Here is a 17,041-nt window from a genome sequence, read left to right on the forward strand (position 1 = left end):
CGGGCGTCGCGGCGGGACCCTGGGTGGGGGTGCTCGCGCGGCGGCCGTTCGGTAGGTGGTCAGCCGGGAGCCTTCCACACGCACCGTGGCCCAGGTGTGAACACTCTGTACCTATCATGTGCAGGTCAAGAATCGTTTCGCCGTCGCCCCTCGCGGACGACCGTTCGCGAGGGGCGACGACCCGGTGCTATCCGGCCGCCCAGTCGCGCAGGGCCCGCACCGAGTCGAAATCGGCCACGTTCCGGTCGAGCGGATCGTCGGTGTACTGGTGGATGCGCCAGTCCGCCTCGATACGGGGTTTGCCCGCGGAGACGTAGTCGGCGATCCACAGCCCGTCGCCGGCGTAGCTCGTGGTGTCGTGGTTGAGCCAGAACGAGCGGTTGCAGTACAGCAGGACCCGGTGGCCCGGCCGCTCCTCCTTCACCGCGCGGATGAACCGGTCCTTGTCCGCGTTGCTCGCCCGCGTCCCGCCACCGGTCTGTTCCCAGTCGACCGCGAGCAGATCACCCGCCTTCTCGGGGGTCTTGCTCAGGAAGTAGTCGACCTGGTCCGCCACGTTCCCCGGCCAGAGGAAGTGGTAGAAGCCGACGACGCACTCGGCGTCCCTGGCCCGCTTCACCTGCGCGTCCATCCGGGGATTGACATAGGTGCGGCCTTCGGTGGACTTGATGAGGACGAAGTCGAGACCGTCCGTGTCGTAGGAGGGCTGATAGGCACTGACGTCGACGCCGTGGAGCATGGGCAACCGCCTCGGGAATGTGGGGCAACGATCCCCCTCTCCTGCCCACTCCCCGGGCCCGCCAAGGGCTGATTCACCCTCCCGGGTAAGGGGCGCGCGCCCATCGGATGCGGCCGGGTCCGCGGAGGGTGAGAATTGCCGCAAGGACGAGGAGGCGGCATGAGCGAAGAGTCCGAATCCGTATCCGAGGCCCTGGCCGGGCCGGGGGGCGTCACGCCCGACCGGCTTCTGCACACGGGCGCGAGCGACCGGCCGAGCCCGGAGGACCTGGTGCTGGCCTCCGGGCGGGACCTGACTCCGGAAACCCTGGAATGGGCCCGGCGCAAGCTGGCCGCCGAGGGGCGGTCGGCCATCGACAAACAACTGCCATGACACAACCCTCCGGGGCCCGCAGGGGCACCCGGCGGGCGGGCGGGCGGAGCCGTACGCCGAGGTGAACGCGTCCGAGGGGCCGGGGAGCGTGTGGGGCGCCCCCGGTTCCCTCGGCTAGCCTGAGTCACCTATGAACCGTTTGACGATCCCCCAGGGCACGTTCGATCTCGCCCGCTTCCCCGAGCACCCGCGCGACCCCTTCCGGGCGTGGGACGCCGCCGACGAATATCTGCTCCGGCAGCTGACAGACGCCGAGGCGGGCCCGGTCGACCTCTCGGGGACGGTCGCCGTCGTGGGGGACCGGTGGGGGGCCCTCGCCACCGCACTGGCCGCGCACCGGCCCGTCCAGATCAGCGACTCCTACCTGGCCCGGCGCGCCACCCTCGCCAATCTGGCCCGCAACGGCATCGACCAGGACGCGGTACGGCTGCTGTCCTCGCGCGACACCCCGCCGGACCGGATCGACGTCCTGATCGTCCGGGTGCCCAAGTCCCTGGCGTTTCTGGAGGACCAGCTCCACCGGATCGCGCCCGCCGTCCACGCCGGCACCGTGATCATCGGCACCGGCATGGTCAAGGAGATCCATACCTCCACGCTGAAGCTCTTCGAGCGGATCATCGGCCCGACCCGCACCTCCCTCGCCGTCCGCAAGGCACGGCTGATCTTCTGCACCCCGGACCCCGGGCTGCCCCGTAAGCCGAGCCCGTGGCCGTACCGCTACGAGCTGCCCGCCGACGTGGGCCCCGTCTCGGGCCTGACCACCGTCAACCACGCCGGGATCTTCTGCGCCGACCGCCTCGACATCGGCACCCGCTTCTTCCTGAAGCACCTGCCAACCCGGGGCGGGGACGTCCGGGTCGTCGACCTGGGCTGCGGCAACGGCGTCGTCGGGCTCTCCGCCGCCGTCGCCAACCCCGACGCGCACGTCACCTTCGTCGACGAGTCCTACGGGGCGGTCGCCTCCGCCGAGGAGACCTTCCGGGCCGGGGCGCCGGCCGGCGCGAAGGCCGACTTCCTGGTCGGCGACGGACTCGCCGACCTCGAACCGGGCAGCGTCGACCTGGTGCTGAACAACCCGCCGTTCCACTCCCACATGGCGACCACCGACGCCACGGCCCGCACGATGTTCGCCGGGGCACGGGCCGCGCTGCGGCAGGGCGGCGAGCTGTGGGTCGTGGGCAACCGGCACCTCGCATACCACACCCACCTGCGCCGGATCTTCGGCAACTGCACCACCGTCGCGGGCGACCCGAAGTTCGTGGTGCTGCGCGCCGTCAAGCGCTGACGACGAACCCCGCGCCCCGGCCCTTCCAGATTCTTGCAACAGGTTCTACTGTGTGCGCCGCCGCACACGGACGACGCCGACGCGAGACTCTGGAGGGGCCGTGCACCTCGAATACACGCCTGAGCAGCAGCGGTTGCGTACCGAACTGCGTACGTACTTCGCGGCCCTGGTCCCCGACAACGCCTACGCGCGCTACGCGGAGCCCGCCGCCCAGAAACGCTTCTACCGTGACACGGTCCGCAGGCTCGGCGCCGACGGCTGGCTCGGGGTCGGCTGGCCGAAGGAGTACGGCGGCCGGGGGCTGACCCCGATGGAACAGTTCATCTTCTTCGACGAGGCCGCCCAGGCCGGCGTACCGCTGCCCCTGATGGCCCTGAACACCGTCGGCCCGACGATCATGCAGTACGGCACCGACGAGCAGAAGGCCCACTTCCTGCCCGGAATCCTGGCCGGGGAGATCGACTTCGCGATCGGCTACAGCGAACCGGACGCGGGCACCGACCTCGCCGCCCTGAAGACGCGGGCGGTCCGCGAGGGCGACACCTACATCGTCGACGGCCAGAAGATCTGGACGACCAACGGCGACACCGCCGACTGGGTCTGGCTCGCCGTGCGCACCGACCCCGACGCCCCGCCGCACAAGGGCATCACCATGCTCCTCGTCCCCACGAGCGACCCCGGCTACTCCTGCACCCTGATCAACACCCTCGCCTCGCACGACACGACCGCCAGCTACTACGAGAACATCCGGGTCCCCGTCGCCCGCCGCGTCGGCGAGGAGAACAAGGGCTGGCGGCTCATCACCAACCAGCTCAACCACGAACGCGTCACCCTCGCCGCCCACGGCACGATGGCGGTCCGCGCCCTGCACAACGTGCAGCGCTGGGCCGCCGACACCAAGCTCGCCGACGGCCGGCGGGTCATCGACCTCGGCTGGGTCCGCGCCCTGCTCGCCCGCACCCACACCCGCCTCGACGCGATGAAACTCCTCAACTGGCAGATGGTCACCGCCCTCCAGGGCGGCACCCTCACCCCGCAGGACGCCTCGGCGGTCAAGGTCTACGGCTCCGAGGCCCGACGGGACGCGTACGCCTGGCTGATGGAGATCGTCGGCTCCGCGGGCACCCTGAAGGAGGGCTCGGCCGGCGCGGTCCTCCACGGCGAACTGGAACGCGGCTACCGCTCGGCCGTGATCTTCACCTTCGGCGGCGGCAACAACGAGATCCAGCGCGAGATCATCGCGTGGATCGGACTGGGGATGCCGCGCGTGCGGCGGTGATGCCCCGTCACACGGCCCTCCGGCGCGGGAAAGTGCTGCCGGGACAGCCGGATGGCCGGGATCAGCCTTCCGGCCCGTCGGCACTCCAGACGTGGAGGACGTCACGGGACGGGGACAGCGTCGACCAGAAGCCGCCGCCCAGTGCGGTCGGATCGCAGGAGACCGGTGAGGGGTAGGCGACCGGCACGAAGCCGTGTGCCGCCGTGGTGTCGACCAGCCAGTGCCGGTACTGCCCGCAGTCCTCGTCGCTCTCGGTGGTCGAGGCGATCAGGGTCGTCTCGTCGAGGAAGCCGCCGGCCCAGTCCCAGCAGACGGGCAGTTCGTCCTCGTCGGCGGGGGCTTCCGGGTGCCGGGGTATCGCCGCGTCGGCGTTCCAGTCGAGCGCCTCGACGACGACGCCACGGGAGTCCCGTACGGCGAGGGAGTTTTGGTCGTGGGAGACGGTCATGAGCCGGTCACCCGACGGGCTGAGGCTCAGGAGACACAGATCGCCGTCCAGGCGGTCCACGGTCAGCTCCTTCCCGTCCCATCGGCCCCATCGCAGCGGTGCACCGTCCTGGCCCTCGCCGATGCTCAGCCCCATCTGTGCGGGATCGGTCGGATGGGGAAGGTGAGCGCTTCCGGCCGCCACCGCTTCGGCGTCGGCCCGCGCGAGCACCCGACCGTCCTCGGCGTCGATGACCAGCCACTCGTCCGCCGTGTCCAAGCTCAGCTCACCCTCGGGCAACGGGCCGCGTACGTGCGCCCAGACGAGCCTGCCGTCCGCCGAGAACCCGACCGAGCCGCTCTCGGGGTAGCGATGGTCCCGCCGGTCCGCGTATGCCTCGTACGCCTCGTGGATCTCCTCGCAGCCGCCGGACCAGCATCCGTGGCGGACCTCCCAGAGCATCGCGCCCGACGCGTCCACCGCGCGCACGGCATGCACCCCGGCGAAGACGGCCCACGTCGCGTCCGGCGCCACCTCGCACGTGCCACGGCGCCGCGGCCACGGAGCGGGGAAACGGACGCTCGCCCCGGCACGGGCGGCGAAGGCGTCGTCCAGGGGCTGGGCCACGATCGCGTCGTCGCTCCGCTGGACGAGCAGCCGGCGCCCCGGCAGCCCCGTGATCTCCGGGGGGCCGGCCTGGGACGAGGGCAGGGGAGCGGGGACGGTGGCACGGAGCCGAGCACGGACGGACAAGCGAATCTCCCGGGGCAGGCGAACTCCGGGAAGAGTACGACGGGCTTCCGCGCTGCGACCGCTCGCGGTCCTGGTTAGCGTGAGCCGTGGGGGACGTACGTCGACAGTGAAGGAGCCCCGCGATGCCCTCAGCACCGCATCCGGCCGGCGGCGACCTGGGCCGGCGCATCTCGGCACGCCGCCTGCAACTAGGTCTGTCCCGCCAGGACGTAGCACTGCGGGCGGGCGCCGCGCCCGGCTACATCGAGTACGTGGAGGAGCAGTCCGCCACCCCGGGCGTCGGCTTCCTGCTCCGGCTGGCCGACGCGCTGGAGACCACGGTGCTGGAACTGACGGGCGGAGCGGTCGACCTGCCGCGTGGCGCGGGCCGGGGCGCCCGGCGCGCCCGGATGGCTGAACTGGACGAAGCGATGTGCTGGACGCTGCTGGGCGACCACGGGGTGGGGCGGGTGGCCCTGGCCCTCGCGGACGGGCCGGTCGTCCTGCCGGTGAACTACCAGGTGAGCGACGGCGAGGTGGTGTTCAGCACGGCGGAGGACTCCCCGCTGTCCACCGCCGACGACACAGAAATCGCCTTCGAGGCCGACCATATCGACGACGCCTTCAGCAAGGGATGGAGCGTCCTGCTTGTCGGAACCGTGCACGCCGTCACCGACGAGGAGGCCGCGCGGCAGCTGAGGGAGGCCGCGTACTCGACACCCTGGGCCGGTGCCGAGCGCGAACACGTCATGGTCCTCGCGCCCCGGCGGATCACCGGGCGCAAGATCGTCGTCCCCGACGCCCCGGGCGAGCCCGACTGAAGCCGCAGGGCGCATCCGGTTCCTCCAGCAGATGGGACGGGCCCGCAGGACGCGGCCGTCTCACGTGACCTCGAGGACCTCCGAGACCGGCCGCCGGGGCGTGGCCGGGCCCGCGGGCCCGTAGCCGAAGCGGAACACCATCTGCACGAAGCCGGTCCGGGAACGCGGATCACGCGCCAGGTCCCTGAGCTCGGGCCATTCGAGAGGCTGCGAGATCAAGGACGTCGCGAGCCCGTCGAGCGTGGCCTGCAGCAGCACGCGCTCCATGCCCTGGCCCGCCCGCAGCCAGTCCACGGGCAGATCCGCCGCGGTACCCAGCAGGGCCGTCTGCGGCCTCTCCTCGAACACGGCGGCCGCTCGGGCGGGAGAGCCGTGCGGTACGTCGAAGTCCCGTACCGGGGCCGTCGTCCCGTGCTGGCGGGGGCCGAACGCGTACGACGGGACACCCTCGGTGGCCGGGCCCTCCCCGGCCCTGCCCGTGCGGGTCCAGGTGATGATCTCGGCGCGCATGGCGTCGCTGGCCGACTCGAAGAGCTCCGCGTCGTGCACGAGGTCCATGACGGCGTCGGCGTGCCAGGTTCCCGGCACGATCAGCCGGACTCCTTCCAGCAGCGCCGCCGCGCTCAGCTCGTCCCAGATCTCCGGCGGGATCCGCTCGTCCGAGAACGGGAGCCGACTGGTGTGCCGACGCCGCACGGCGGGCTGCAGATCCGCCAGCCGGAGGTCGGTGGCCCCCGGGCTCTCCTCCAGCAGCACGTCGGCGAGGTGCCAGGGATCGTGGGGATCGGGCAGCAGTTCGGTGACAGCCGTCCAGCCGCGGTGCGCGGCGGCCACCCGCAGATTCAGCAGCGCCGCCCCGCATCCGATGTGCAGGGCGCGCTGGTCCGGGTCGCCGACCGGCAGCGTACGTTCAGGATCGCCGTACAGACAGAGGCGGCGGCTGCCGGAGCGGTGGGTGAACCTCCACGGCTGCGCGTTGTGCATGGAGGGCGCGGCCACGGCCTCCTCGACGAGCGAGGGGACGATCGCGGTGGCGCGCTGTTCGGTGGGGATCATGGTCTTCGCGTCTCCTGTCGTCCAGAAGGTCTCCCGATCGCCCGTGCGTGCCATTGTCCCAGGAGCGCCCGGGCGCTCGCATGCGGTGGACCGCCCGGGCGCGCCCGCAGGGGGCCGGGCCCCGCCCCACGGCTGCCGCACCGCCCGATGGCCGACGCGGGACACGGCCGGGACCCCGTAACCGCCCCGCCGCGTACACACTCCGGCTACCGGCAGCCATACTGGACATGCCGGGGAGGGCGACAGCACCAGCGGCCGGGAACGCGGGGAACAGGGAACAACGGGGGCGGGAAACGGCAGATGGCGGACACCAGGCTGATCCAGAGCCGGTACCGGCTGCTCGAACTCATCGGGCGCGGAGGTATGGGCGAGGTGTGGCGCGCCCTCGACGAGTCGCTGGGCCGTCAGGTCGCCGTGAAATGCCTCAAACCCATGGGCCCCCAGCACGACCAGGCCTTCACGGGGATCCTGCGCGAGCGCTTCCGGCGCGAGGCCCGGGTGGCCGCCTCCCTCCAGCACCGGGGCGTCACCGTCGTACACGACTTCGGTGAGTACGAGGGCGTGCTGTACCTCGTCATGGAACTGCTCGACGGGCAGAACCTGAGCCAGCTGCTGGACGAGAACCAGCAGCACCCGCTGCCCGTCGAACAGGTCGTCGACATCGCGGAACAGGTCGCCGACGCCCTCGGCTACACCCACCGGCAGGGCATCGTCCACCGCGACCTCAAGCCCGCCAACATCATGCGGCTCACCGACGGCACGGTGAAGATCTGCGACTTCGGCATAGCGCGCCTCGGTCACGACATCAGCATGACCTCCCGGCTCACCACCACCGGCCTCGCCATGGGCACCCCGCACTACATGTCGCCCGAGCAGATCAGCGGCAAGGAGGTCGACCACCGCAGCGACCTCTACTCGCTGGGCTGCGTCCTGTACGAAATCGCCACCGGCGTACCGCCGTTCGACCAGGAGGACGCCTGGGCCGTGCTCGTCGGACACCGCGACACCCCGCCGGAACCGCTGCGCACCCACCGCGCCGAACTGCCCGGCTTCTTCGACCGCGTGGTCCTCGACCTGCTGGCCAAGGCCCCGGAGGAGCGGCCCGTGGACGCGGGCGACCTGCGCCGCCGCATCGTCCTCGGCCGGACCGGCGAACAGCCCGCGCTCGGACCGGGGCCCCTCGCGCACCCGGGCCCAGGGCTGCTGCCGGCCCCGCGCGAGCGGGCGCTGCCCGCCTGGACGCGGTCCATGACCGCCGGTCACCCGGCGACCGGAGCGACCGGCCCGCACGCCGAACGCCCCGACCCGGCCGCCGGGCTGACGGGGCAGTGGACCACCGCGCGCGCCACCGTCCCGCACACCGGCTCCTTCGTCTCCGTGTCGGTCACGCCTCCCGCCCCGGATCTCCTCGCCGGGCTTGAGGGCCGCCACAGCGCTGGCATCGACCTCGGCCGGCTCGGCCGCTGGGAGGAGGCGGGGGAGGTGCACCGCCAGGTCGCCGAGCAGCGCGGGCGGGTCCTCGGCCCGGACCACCCCGACACCCTCGCCAGCCATTACGAGATCGGCCTCACCCTCAGCCGTACGGGCCGGGCCGAGGAGGCGCTGAGCGCGTTCACCCGGGTCGCCGAAGGCCGCGAACGCGCCCTGGGCACCGACCATCCGCACTCGCTCGCCGCCCGCCAGGCGACCGCCCACGCCCTGGGCCGCCTCGGTCGGCACGCCGAGGCCCACCAGGTGTACGAGACGGTCCTCGCCGTCCGCGAACGCGTCATGGGCCCCGACCACCCCGACACCCTGCGCTGCCGCCACAACCTGGCGTTCAACCTCTGCCGTCTCGGGCGGCCCGAGGAGTCCTGCCGGATCGCCCGGGAGGTCGCCGACGCCCGCGCCCGCGTGCTCGGCCCGACCCATCCCGACACCCTCGCGACCCGCTACGAAGTGGCGTACACCCTGGGCAGGCTGGGCCGCTGGTCGGAGGCGCTGGCCACGTACCAGGAGGTCGCCCGGGCCCGCGCCGACGTCCTCGGGGCCGACCACGCCGACACCTTCGCCGCCCGCTACGAGGCCGGCATCAGCCTCGGCCGGCTCGGCCGCGACACGGAGGCCCTGGAGCTGTACCGCGCCCTGGTCGCCGACCGCACCCGGACCGCCGGAGCGGCCGACCCCGAAACACTGCGAGCCCGCCACGGCCTCGGGGTCAACCTGGGGCGGCTGGGACGCTGGGAGGAGGCGCTCACGGAGGCGCGCGAAGTCTGCGCCCTCCGGGAACGCGCGCTGGGCCCCGACCACCCCGACACGGTCGTCAGCCGCCGGGAGGTCGCCGCGGGTCTCGGCTGGCTCGGCCGGTGGAGCGAGGCCCTCGTGGCCTACCGCCAGGTCGCCGAGGCGCGCACCCGGACCCTGGGCCCCGACCATCCCCAGACGCTCGCGGCCCGCGACGACGAGGCGCACTGCCTGGAGCGGCTCGCCCAGGCATAGGCAGAGCCGTCGAGCCGCCGCCTCTGGTGGGGACGGCGGGCGGCGTGTTACGAAGGTGCATGCCCGCACCTCAGAGCCCCGCACCCCGAACACCCGCAGGTCAGACCGGACCCCAGGAGGTCTCCGGGCCCGGCGCGCCCACCCGGGACCGCTACGACGCCGTGATTGTCGGCGGCGGCCACAACGGCCTGGTCGCCGCCGCTTATCTCGCGCGCGCCGGACAGTCCGTCCTCGTCCTGGAACGGCTCGGCACCACCGGGGGAGCGGCGATCTCGACCCGCCCCTTCGCCGGGGTCGAAGCCCGGCTCTCGCGCTACTCGTACCTGGTCTCCCTGCTGCCCGACAAGATCGTCCGCGACCTCGGCCTCGCCTTCGCCGTGCGCAAGCGGACCGTCTCCTCCTACACCCCCGCCGTGCGCGACGGCCGCCCCACCGGGCTGCTCGTCGCAGGGGAGGGCACCCGGGAGTCGTTCGCCGCGCTGACCGGCGGCGAACGCGAGTACGCGGCCTGGCAGCGCTTCTACGGGATGACCCAGCGGGTCGCCGAGCGCGTCTTCCCCACACTCACCGAACCGCTGCCCGGCCGCGACGCGCTGCGCGAGCGGATCGACGACGCCGACGCCTGGCGGATGCTGTTCGAGGAACCGCTCGGCGTGGCCGTCGAGGAGAACTTCACCGACGACCTGGTGCGCGGAGTCGTCCTCACCGACGCCCTGATCGGCACCTTCGCCGACGCCCATGACCCCTCGCTCCTCCAGAACCGGTGCTTCCTCTACCACGTGATCGGCGGCTCCACCGGCGACTGGGACGTTCCCGTCGGCGGCATGGGCGCACTCACCGACGCCCTGGCCGGGGCCGCCCGGGCGGCGGGCGCCGAGATCCGGGTACGGCACGAGGCGACCCGCATCGAGACCGACGGGAACGCCGCCGAGGTCACCGTCCGCACCCCGGACGGCGAACACGTCGTCGCCGCGGGTCGCGTGCTCGTCAACGCCTCCCCGCAGGCCCTGGCCGCCCTGCTCGGCGACACCGCGCCCCCGCCCGCCGAGGGCGCCCAGCTCAAGGTGAACATGCTGCTCACCCGGCTGCCGCAGCTCCGCGACCGGTCCGTCGACCCCCGGCAGGCCTTCGCCGGGACGTTCCACATCGCCGAGGGGTACGGGCAGCTCGCCGACGCCTACCGGGAGGCGGCGGCCGGCCGGCTGCCCACCGCCCCGCCGTCCGAGATCTACTGCCACTCGCTGACCGACCCGACGATCCTCGGCCCGGAGCTCGCCGCACGCGGCTACCAGACCCTCACTCTCTTCGGCCTGCACGCCCCGGCCCGGCTGTTCGCCGCCGACAACGACGCCGCCCGCGCCGCCCTGCTCAAGGCGACCCTCGCCGAACTGGACGCGCACCTGGAGGAGCCGATCACCGACTGCCTGGCCCTCGACGCGAACGGCGAACCCTGCATCGAGGCCAAGACCCCGCTCGACCTGGAGCGCGATCTGCGGCTGCCCGGCGGCCACATCTTCCACCGCGACCTCTCCTTCCCGTACGCGGACGAGGGCACCGGGCGCTGGGGAGTGGAGACCGCGCACACCAATGTGCTGCTCTGCGGGGCGGGCGCGGTACGCGGCGGCGGGGTCAGCGGGGTCCCCGGCCACAACGCGGCGATGGCCGCACTGGGGGAGTGAGGGGCATCCCCTAGCGCAGATGCCGGGGGTCCACGGCGGCGGCGATCGCCGTGTGCCCCTCGGTGCCCGGGTGCAGCCCGTCGCCGCTGTCGTACGCGGGCAGCAGCCGGGAGGGGCGGCCCGGGTCGCGCAGCGCCGCGTCGAAGTCGGCGACGGCGTCGAAGATCCCCCCGGTGCGCACGGCCTCGTTGACCTCCCGGCGTACCGCGTCCGCCCCCGGCGTCCAGCGCGTCCACCCCTCGAACGGGGTGATGGTGGCGCCCACCACCCGCAGCCCGGCGGACCGGGCGCGCAGGGCGAGTCGGCGGTACCCGGCCACCATCCGGGCCGGGTCGCGCTCGACCGGCAGATGGTGGAGGTCGTTGACGCCCAGGTGTACCAGGACCGTCCGTAGCCCCGGCAGCGACAGCACGTCCCGGTCGAAGCGGGCCTGGGCGCTCGGCCCGAAGCGGTCGCTGTCGAGCAGCAGCCGGTTGCCGCTGATGCCGAGGTTGGCGACGGCGGAGCCGGACAGGCTGCGGGCCAGCTGGTCGGGCCAGCGGAGGTCCGCGTCGTCGGGCGTGCCGGTGCCCTCCGCGATCGAGTCGCCCAGCACGGCGAGGACCGGGCCGCGCGCTCCGGTCGTCTCGACCCCGGTCAGGAGGAACACGGACCGGGTCCGGGCCCCGTCGACAGTGTGCCAGGCGTGGGTGTTGCGGTGGAAGGACAGCGGGCCGGTGGGGCCGGGGAGCCGCGTCTCGACGGTCAGCAGGGAGCCGTCCGGCACCCGGAGTCCCGTCACCGGGTCGCTAATGAGGGAGGCGCCCGCCGCCAGCCACGCCTGCGGCCGCCCGCCGAAGGTGACCGGCCGCCCGTCAGCGGTAACCGGGCCCACCAGCACCTGCGCGGTCCCGAAGGCGTGCGCGTACCGCAGCCGTACCTGCCCTCCCGCCGAGAGCCGCAGCCGCGTCGTGCAGAGCCCGTCCGTGAGCCCGGCCGACGCGAGCGGATCGTCCGCCGTGGGCGCGGTCTGCGCCGTGGCCCAGGAGGTGGTCCAGGTTGTGCCCGGACGGGAAGGATCGGGCGCGCGGTCCGGGGCCGCCGACGCGAGCGGGGCGGGGGCGAAGGCCGCCGTGATCCCGGCGGCCGCCGCGTACAGCAGGCTTCGTCTCGCCGGTGCGGGGACCCGGCCGGTCACCGGGAGAGCACCGGGGCGGAGGGGGCGGGGTGTCGGACGCTGCTCATGGTGTGCCTCCTGGAATCGACCACGCGGAGCGGGTGGGCCGAGCGGCTCGCTCCATCCAACGGCCCCCGGATGAACCGGTGGTGACGCCGGTGCGCACCGGACGCGACACCATTGTGGCGGGGGCGTCGGGCGGGCGCCGGCACACCACGCGCGGCGCCCCGCCCGCCGCTCAGTCGGCCGACAGCACCCAGCCCGTCGCCCTGATCCGCCCCGCGTCCCGGGGCCGCTCGGAGTCGAAGACCGTGCGGCCCCCGTCCCTCACCCGCAGGGCGTCCACATAGGCGCCGCGCCCCACGTACAGCTGGTCCGTGGTGTACCGCCACCGCAGCTGGAGGTTCGTGCCGCGCCAGGCCGACAGGTCCGCCTCCAGCCGGTGCCACACCCGCCCCGACCAGCCGGTCACCGAGCCCGACGGGTGCGGCACCGGGTCCGGGCGGTGGCCGGGGCCCGGGCGTACGGTGGTGAACGGCACCGGCTGCCAGTCCTCCCCGCCCGCCGACGCCTCCAGGAAGAGGCCGTCGGAGGCCGGTTCGGTGTCCCACCACAGCGCGCACTCCAGCCGGGCCCGTGTTGAGCCCAGGCGCAGGGCGGGCAGCGTGAGGGTGGCCGTGGAGGCGCTCGCCATCCCGGAGAACCAGGCCGTGCGCCCCCGCTCGGGCCGGACCGGAACGGCCCGGGCCAGCTGGTTGGCGGTCGCCACCCGGGGCGCGCTGCCCGAGCGCCAACTCCGTACGGGATGGACAGAGTTGCCCAGCACGATGAGGAAGGTGTCGGTCGTCGGGTCGAGCACCAGACTGGTCCCGGTGAATCCGGTGTGCCCCGCACTGCGCGGAGTCGCCATCGCGCCCATGTACCAGTGCTGGTAGAGCTCGAAGCCCAGGCCGTGCTCGTCGCCCGGGAACGCGGTGTTGAAATCGGTGAACAGCAGGTCCACCGACTCCTCGGACAGGATGCGGGAGCGGCCGTACACCCCGCCGTTCAGGAGCGTCCGGGCGAGCACCGCGAGGTCCCAGGCGCAGGAGAACACCCCGGCGTGGCCCGCCACCCCGCCGAAGCCGAAGGCGTTCTCGTCGTGCACCTCGCCCCAGACGAGACCGCGCTCCAGACCGGACCAGGGCAGTCGGGCGTCCTCCGTCGCCGCGATCTTCGGCTTCCAGGAGGCGGGCGGGTTGTAGCGCGTGCGGTGCATGCCGAGCGGGGCGGTGATCTCCTCGCGGAGCAGGACGTCCAGCGGGCGGCCGGTGAGATGCTCCAGGATCAGCTGGAGCGAGATCAGGTTGAGGTCGGAGTAGAGGTAGGCGCTGCCCGGCGTGCTCGCCGGGACCTCGTCCCACAGCATGCGGAGCTTGCCCTCCCGGGTCGGCTCCTTGTACAGCGGGATCCACGAGCGGAAACCCGACGTGTGAGTGAGCAGTTGACGGACCGTGATGTCCTGCTTGCCGCCGCCCGCGAAGTCCGGAAGATACGAGGCGACCGTCGCCTCCAGCTCCAGCGTGCCGCGCTCGATCTGCTGGACCGCCAGGAGCGAGGTGAACAGCTTGGAGATCGAGGCGAGGTCGAAGACGGTGTCCTCGGCCATCGCGATCTGCCGGTCCGCCGGGAACTCCACCCCCGTGTCGGTCTTCTCGTCGTACGCGGAATAGCGCACCGCCTTGCCGATCGGCCGGTGCAGCGCCACCGTGCCGCCCCGCCCGGCGAGCAGCACCGCGCCCGCGTACCAGGGGTGCTTGGGGGAGTTGGCCAGATACGCTTCCGCGTCCCGGACGAGCTGGTCCAGCGGCTCCTGGAGCAGCCCGGCGCGGGTCGCGCTGCCACGCCGCAGCGTGGGCCGGTGTGCCCCTGACTCCATGCCCGCTCCCGTGTCCGCCGCACTGCCCGGCCCGCTCCGGGCGGCCGCGCCCGCGAGGGGAATCGGTGTCAGCGCGAGCGCCCCGCCCAGCGCCAGTATCCCGCCGCCCAGCCGCCGTCGGGCGATGCCGCTCCCGGCGGTGCGTGGGGTGTTCTCGGAGGTCCGCCCGTGCCCCTGCGTGTCCCCGGTCATCCGCGACTCCTTCCCGCGCCCGACGTCCGGTCCCCGGGGCGTACCCGTATGCCGGAGCCCGCGCGAAAGTAACTTCCGAAATCTCGCCGAGCAGTGAAAGTTCCTGCCGCCGCAGAGATTACTGTCACCTCCGCGTTTCCGGACGGGTCCAGGCTCGCAAAGAATCTGACACTGCATCAGAAAAGCTCTTCCCTCGGCCGCACCGCTGCGGCATCCTGCCGCCCATGGAGACGGAACTGAGCCGCCAACTGGGAATCGAGCACGCCATCTTCGGCTTCACGCCGTTCCCCGAGGTCGCCGCGGCCATCACCAGAGCCGGCGGCTTCGGCGTGCTCGGAGCCGTTCGCTACACCGCCCCCGACGACCTCGCACGCGACCTCGACCGCCTGCACCAGCACGCCGACGGCAAGCCCTACGGCCTCGACGTCGTCATGCCCGCCAAGAAGGTCGAGGGCGTCACCGAGGCGGACGTCGAGGCGATGATCCCCGAGGAACACCGCGGATTCGTCCGGGAACTCCTGGCCCGCCACGGCGTGCCCGAGCTGGCCGAGGGGGAGGCGTCCGGGTGGCGCATCACCGGTTGGATGGAGGAGGTCGCCCGGAACCAGCTCGACGTGGCCTTCGACTACCCGATCAAGCTGCTGGCCAACGCCCTCGGCTCCCCGCCCGCCGACGTCATCGACCGCGCCCACGACCACGGCGTCCTCGTCGCCGCCCTGGCCGGCAGCGCCCGGCACGCCCGGCGCCACGCGGAGGCGGGCATCGACGTCGTCGTCGCCCAGGGGTACGAGGCGGGCGGCCACACCGGCGAGATCGGCTCCATGGTGCTGGTCCCCGAAGTCGTCGAGGCCGTCGCCCCGCTGCCCGTACTCGCCGCCGGAGGCATCGGCAGCGGCGAACAGGTCGCCGCCGGACTCGCCCTCGGCGCCCAGGGCGTCTGGCTCGGCTCCCTCTGGCTCACCACCGAGGAGGCCGACCTGCACTCCGAGGCCCTGACCGCCAAACTGCTCGCCGCGGGCTCCGGCGACACCGTCCGCTCCCGTGCCCTGACGGGCAAGCCCGCACGCCAGCTCCGTACCGCGTGGACGGATGCCTGGGACGACCCGGCGGGGCCCGGAACCCTGCCGATGCCGCTCCAGGGGCTGCTGGTCGCCGAGGCCGTCTCCCGGATCCAGAAGTACGAGGTCGGCGAGCTGCTCGGCACCCCCGTCGGGCAGGTCGTCGGCCGGATGACCAGCGAACGCAGCGTCCAGGCCGTCGTCGACGACCTCACCCGCGGCTTCGAACGGGCCGTCACCCGCGTCAACCGCATCGCCGGAAGGAGCGCCACGTGAACCAGCCGCCCAACGGCTTCTGGGCCCAGGCCACAGCCGACCCCGACCGCACCGTCCTGATCGCCCCCGACGGCGAGGAGTGGGGCGCGGGCCGGCTGCACGCCGACGTCAACCGCATGGTCCACGGGCTGCGCGCGGCGGGACTGCGCGAGGGCGACGCGTTCGCCGTCGTGCTGCCCAACGGCGTCGAACTCCTCACCGCCTACCTCGCCGCCTCGCAGGCCGGCTTCTACCTCGTACCCGTCAACCACCACCTCGTCGGCCCCGAGATCGCCTGGATCGTCGCCGACTCGGGCGCCCGCGTCCTGATCGCCCACGAACGCTTCGCCACCGCCGCGACGGCCGCCGCCGACGAGGCGGAACTGCCCGCGAGCCACCGCTACGGCGTCGGCGCGGTCCCCGGCAGCCGCCCGTACGCCGAACTCCTCGACGGCCACCCCGCGACCCCGCCCGAGGGCCGCACTCTGGGTTGGGTCATGAACTACACCTCGGGCACCACCGGCCGCCCGCGCGGCATCCGCCGGCCACTGCCCGGCAAACGCCCCGAGGAGACCTACCTCGGCGGGTTCCTCGGCATCTTCGGCATCCGGCCGTTCGACGACAACGTCCACCTCGTCTGCTCGCCGCTCTACCACACCGCCGTGCTCCAATTCGCGGGCGCGGCCCTGCACATCGGCCACCCGCTGGTCCTGATGGACGGGTGGGCCCCCGAGGAGATGCTCCGCCTCATCGACGCCCACCGCTGCACCCACACCCATATGGTCCCCACGCAGTTCCACCGGCTGCTCGCCCTGTCCGAGGAGGTGAAGGCCCGCTACGACGTCTCCTCGATGCGGCACGCCATCCACGGGGCCGCCCCCTGCCCGGACCACGTCAAACGCGCCATGATCGACTGGTGGGGGAGCTGCGTCGAGGAGTACTACGCGGCCAGCGAGGGCGGCGGGGCGTTCGCCACCGCCGAGGACTGGCTGAAGAAGCCCGGAACCGTCGGCAAGGCCTGGCCGATCAGCGAACTGGCCGTCTTCGACGACGACGGCAACCGGCTCCCGCCGGGCGAACTGGGCACCGTCTACATGAAGATGAGCACCGGCGGCTTCAGCTACCACAAGGACGAGACCAAGACCCGCAAGAACCGCATCGGCGACTTCTTCACCGTCGGCGACCTGGGCGTCCTGGACGCGGACGGCTACCTCTTCCTCCGCGACCGCAAGATCGACATGATCATCGCCGGTGGCGTCAACATCTACCCCGCAGAGATCGAGTCGGCCCTGCTCACCCATCCCGCCGTCGCTGACGCGGCCGCCTTCGGCATCCCGCACGCCGACCGGGGCGAGGAGGTCAAGGCCGTCGTCGAACCGGCCGAGGGCCACGAGCCGTCGGACGCGCTCGCCGCCGCGATCCTCGCCCACTGCGAGGAGCGGCTCGCGGGGTACAAGCGGCCCCGCTCCCTCGACTTCATCACCGCCATGCCCCGCGACCCCAACGGCAAGCTCTACAAACGGCGACTGCGCGAGCCGTACTGGGAGGGCTTCGAGCGACCGCTGTAGCCAGCGGGTTCCGGGAGGGACGTGCG

The 17,041-nt window shown here is 73.0% G+C and carries 13 protein-coding genes; 8 read left to right on the plus strand and 5 right to left on the minus strand.

The window, feature by feature from the left end:
• Positions 1-187 precede the first annotated feature (187 nt).
• Positions 188-739, minus strand: coding sequence for a GH25 family lysozyme (locus D3105_RS02685; protein WP_118899620.1), 552 nt, complete (start codon positions 737-739; stop codon positions 188-190).
• A 159-nt stretch (positions 740-898) separates the two neighbouring features.
• On the opposite strand from D3105_RS02685, the gene D3105_RS02690 reads away from it, so the two are divergent.
• The 3 genes from D3105_RS02690 to D3105_RS02700 all read left to right on the plus strand — a co-directional run bounded on the left by D3105_RS02690 (position 899) and on the right by D3105_RS02700 (position 3,675).
• On the plus strand, positions 899-1,111 hold the full coding sequence (locus tag D3105_RS02690) for a hypothetical protein (RefSeq protein ID WP_032788903.1): 213 nt from the start codon (positions 899-901) through the stop codon (positions 1,109-1,111).
• Between the two features lie 130 nt (positions 1,112-1,241).
• Positions 1,242-2,396 carry a methyltransferase gene (locus tag D3105_RS02695; RefSeq protein ID WP_118899622.1) on the plus strand — a complete coding sequence of 385 codons (1,155 nt, stop codon included), beginning with the start codon at positions 1,242-1,244 and terminating at the stop codon, positions 2,394-2,396.
• A gap of 100 nt (positions 2,397-2,496) precedes the next feature.
• A complete protein-coding gene (locus D3105_RS02700) occupies positions 2,497-3,675 on the plus strand; it encodes an acyl-CoA dehydrogenase family protein (protein ID WP_118899625.1) in 1,179 nt (392 codons plus the stop codon).
• Between the two features lie 61 nt (positions 3,676-3,736).
• Here D3105_RS02700 and D3105_RS02705 read toward each other — a convergent pair whose 3' ends face one another.
• Positions 3,737-4,855, minus strand: coding sequence for a hypothetical protein (locus D3105_RS02705; protein ID WP_118899628.1), 1,119 nt, complete (start codon positions 4,853-4,855; stop codon positions 3,737-3,739).
• Positions 4,856-4,977: 122 nt separating this feature from the next.
• Between D3105_RS02705 and D3105_RS02710 the strand changes: the two genes are divergently transcribed.
• On the plus strand, positions 4,978-5,655 hold the full coding sequence (locus tag D3105_RS02710; RefSeq protein WP_118899630.1) for a helix-turn-helix domain-containing protein: 678 nt from the start codon (positions 4,978-4,980) through the stop codon (positions 5,653-5,655).
• A gap of 60 nt (positions 5,656-5,715) precedes the next feature.
• On the opposite strand, the gene D3105_RS02715 is transcribed toward D3105_RS02710, so the two are convergent.
• Complete coding sequence (locus tag D3105_RS02715; RefSeq protein WP_118899632.1) at positions 5,716-6,711, minus strand: Acg family FMN-binding oxidoreductase; 996 nt, start codon at positions 6,709-6,711, stop codon at positions 5,716-5,718.
• 300 nt (positions 6,712-7,011) lie between these two features.
• Here D3105_RS02715 and D3105_RS02720 point away from each other — a divergent pair, with 300 nt between their 5' ends.
• On the plus strand, positions 7,012-9,189 hold the full coding sequence (locus tag D3105_RS02720; protein WP_118899635.1) for a serine/threonine-protein kinase: 2,178 nt from the start codon (positions 7,012-7,014) through the stop codon (positions 9,187-9,189).
• A 59-nt stretch (positions 9,190-9,248) separates the two neighbouring features.
• Entirely contained in the window at positions 9,249-10,868 is a 1,620-nt protein-coding gene (locus tag D3105_RS02725; RefSeq protein ID WP_240646775.1) for a phytoene desaturase family protein, read from the plus strand.
• Positions 10,869-10,878: 10 nt separating this feature from the next.
• Here the strand turns inward: D3105_RS02725 and D3105_RS02730 are convergent, their stop codons facing one another.
• A complete protein-coding gene (locus D3105_RS02730) occupies positions 10,879-12,045 on the minus strand; it encodes an SGNH/GDSL hydrolase family protein (RefSeq protein ID WP_118899639.1) in 1,167 nt (388 codons plus the stop codon).
• A gap of 217 nt (positions 12,046-12,262) precedes the next feature.
• Positions 12,263-14,134, minus strand: coding sequence for a serine hydrolase domain-containing protein (locus D3105_RS02735; protein WP_118899641.1), 1,872 nt, complete (start codon positions 14,132-14,134; stop codon positions 12,263-12,265).
• Between the two features lie 224 nt (positions 14,135-14,358).
• Here D3105_RS02735 and D3105_RS02740 point away from each other — a divergent pair, with 224 nt between their 5' ends.
• Together D3105_RS02740 and D3105_RS02745 are read left to right on the plus strand one after the other, a co-directional pair.
• A complete protein-coding gene (locus tag D3105_RS02740) occupies positions 14,359-15,468 on the plus strand; it encodes an NAD(P)H-dependent flavin oxidoreductase (RefSeq protein ID WP_118899643.1) in 1,110 nt (369 codons plus the stop codon).
• On the plus strand, positions 15,465-17,015 hold the full coding sequence (locus D3105_RS02745) for an acyl-CoA synthetase (protein WP_118899645.1): 1,551 nt from the start codon (positions 15,465-15,467) through the stop codon (positions 17,013-17,015). The genes D3105_RS02740 and D3105_RS02745 overlap by 4 nt, the downstream gene beginning before the upstream one ends.
• Positions 17,016-17,041: the final 26 nt, after the last annotated feature.

The sequence above is a fragment of the Streptomyces globisporus genome (assembly GCF_003501885.1).
Classification (GTDB): domain Bacteria; phylum Actinomycetota; class Actinomycetes; order Streptomycetales; family Streptomycetaceae; genus Streptomyces; species Streptomyces globisporus_D.

Coding starts and splice junctions, on each gene's coding strand:
- D3105_RS02690 (WP_032788903.1), top strand. CDS start 899: ATGAGCGAAGAGTCCGAATCCGTATCCGAGGCCCTGGCCGGGCCGGGG.
- D3105_RS02725 (WP_240646775.1), top strand. CDS start 9,249: ATGCCCGCACCTCAGAGCCCCGCACCCCGAACACCCGCAGGTCAGACC.
- D3105_RS02710 (WP_118899630.1), top strand. CDS start 4,978: ATGCCCTCAGCACCGCATCCGGCCGGCGGCGACCTGGGCCGGCGCATC.
- D3105_RS02695 (WP_118899622.1), top strand. CDS start 1,242: ATGAACCGTTTGACGATCCCCCAGGGCACGTTCGATCTCGCCCGCTTC.
- D3105_RS02685 (WP_118899620.1), bottom strand. CDS start 739: ATGCTCCACGGCGTCGACGTCAGTGCCTATCAGCCCTCCTACGACACG.
- D3105_RS02720 (WP_118899635.1), top strand. CDS start 7,012: ATGGCGGACACCAGGCTGATCCAGAGCCGGTACCGGCTGCTCGAACTC.
- D3105_RS02740 (WP_118899643.1), top strand. CDS start 14,359: ATGGAGACGGAACTGAGCCGCCAACTGGGAATCGAGCACGCCATCTTC.
- D3105_RS02735 (WP_118899641.1), bottom strand. CDS start 14,134: ATGACCGGGGACACGCAGGGGCACGGGCGGACCTCCGAGAACACCCCA.
- D3105_RS02715 (WP_118899632.1), bottom strand. CDS start 6,711: ATGATCCCCACCGAACAGCGCGCCACCGCGATCGTCCCCTCGCTCGTC.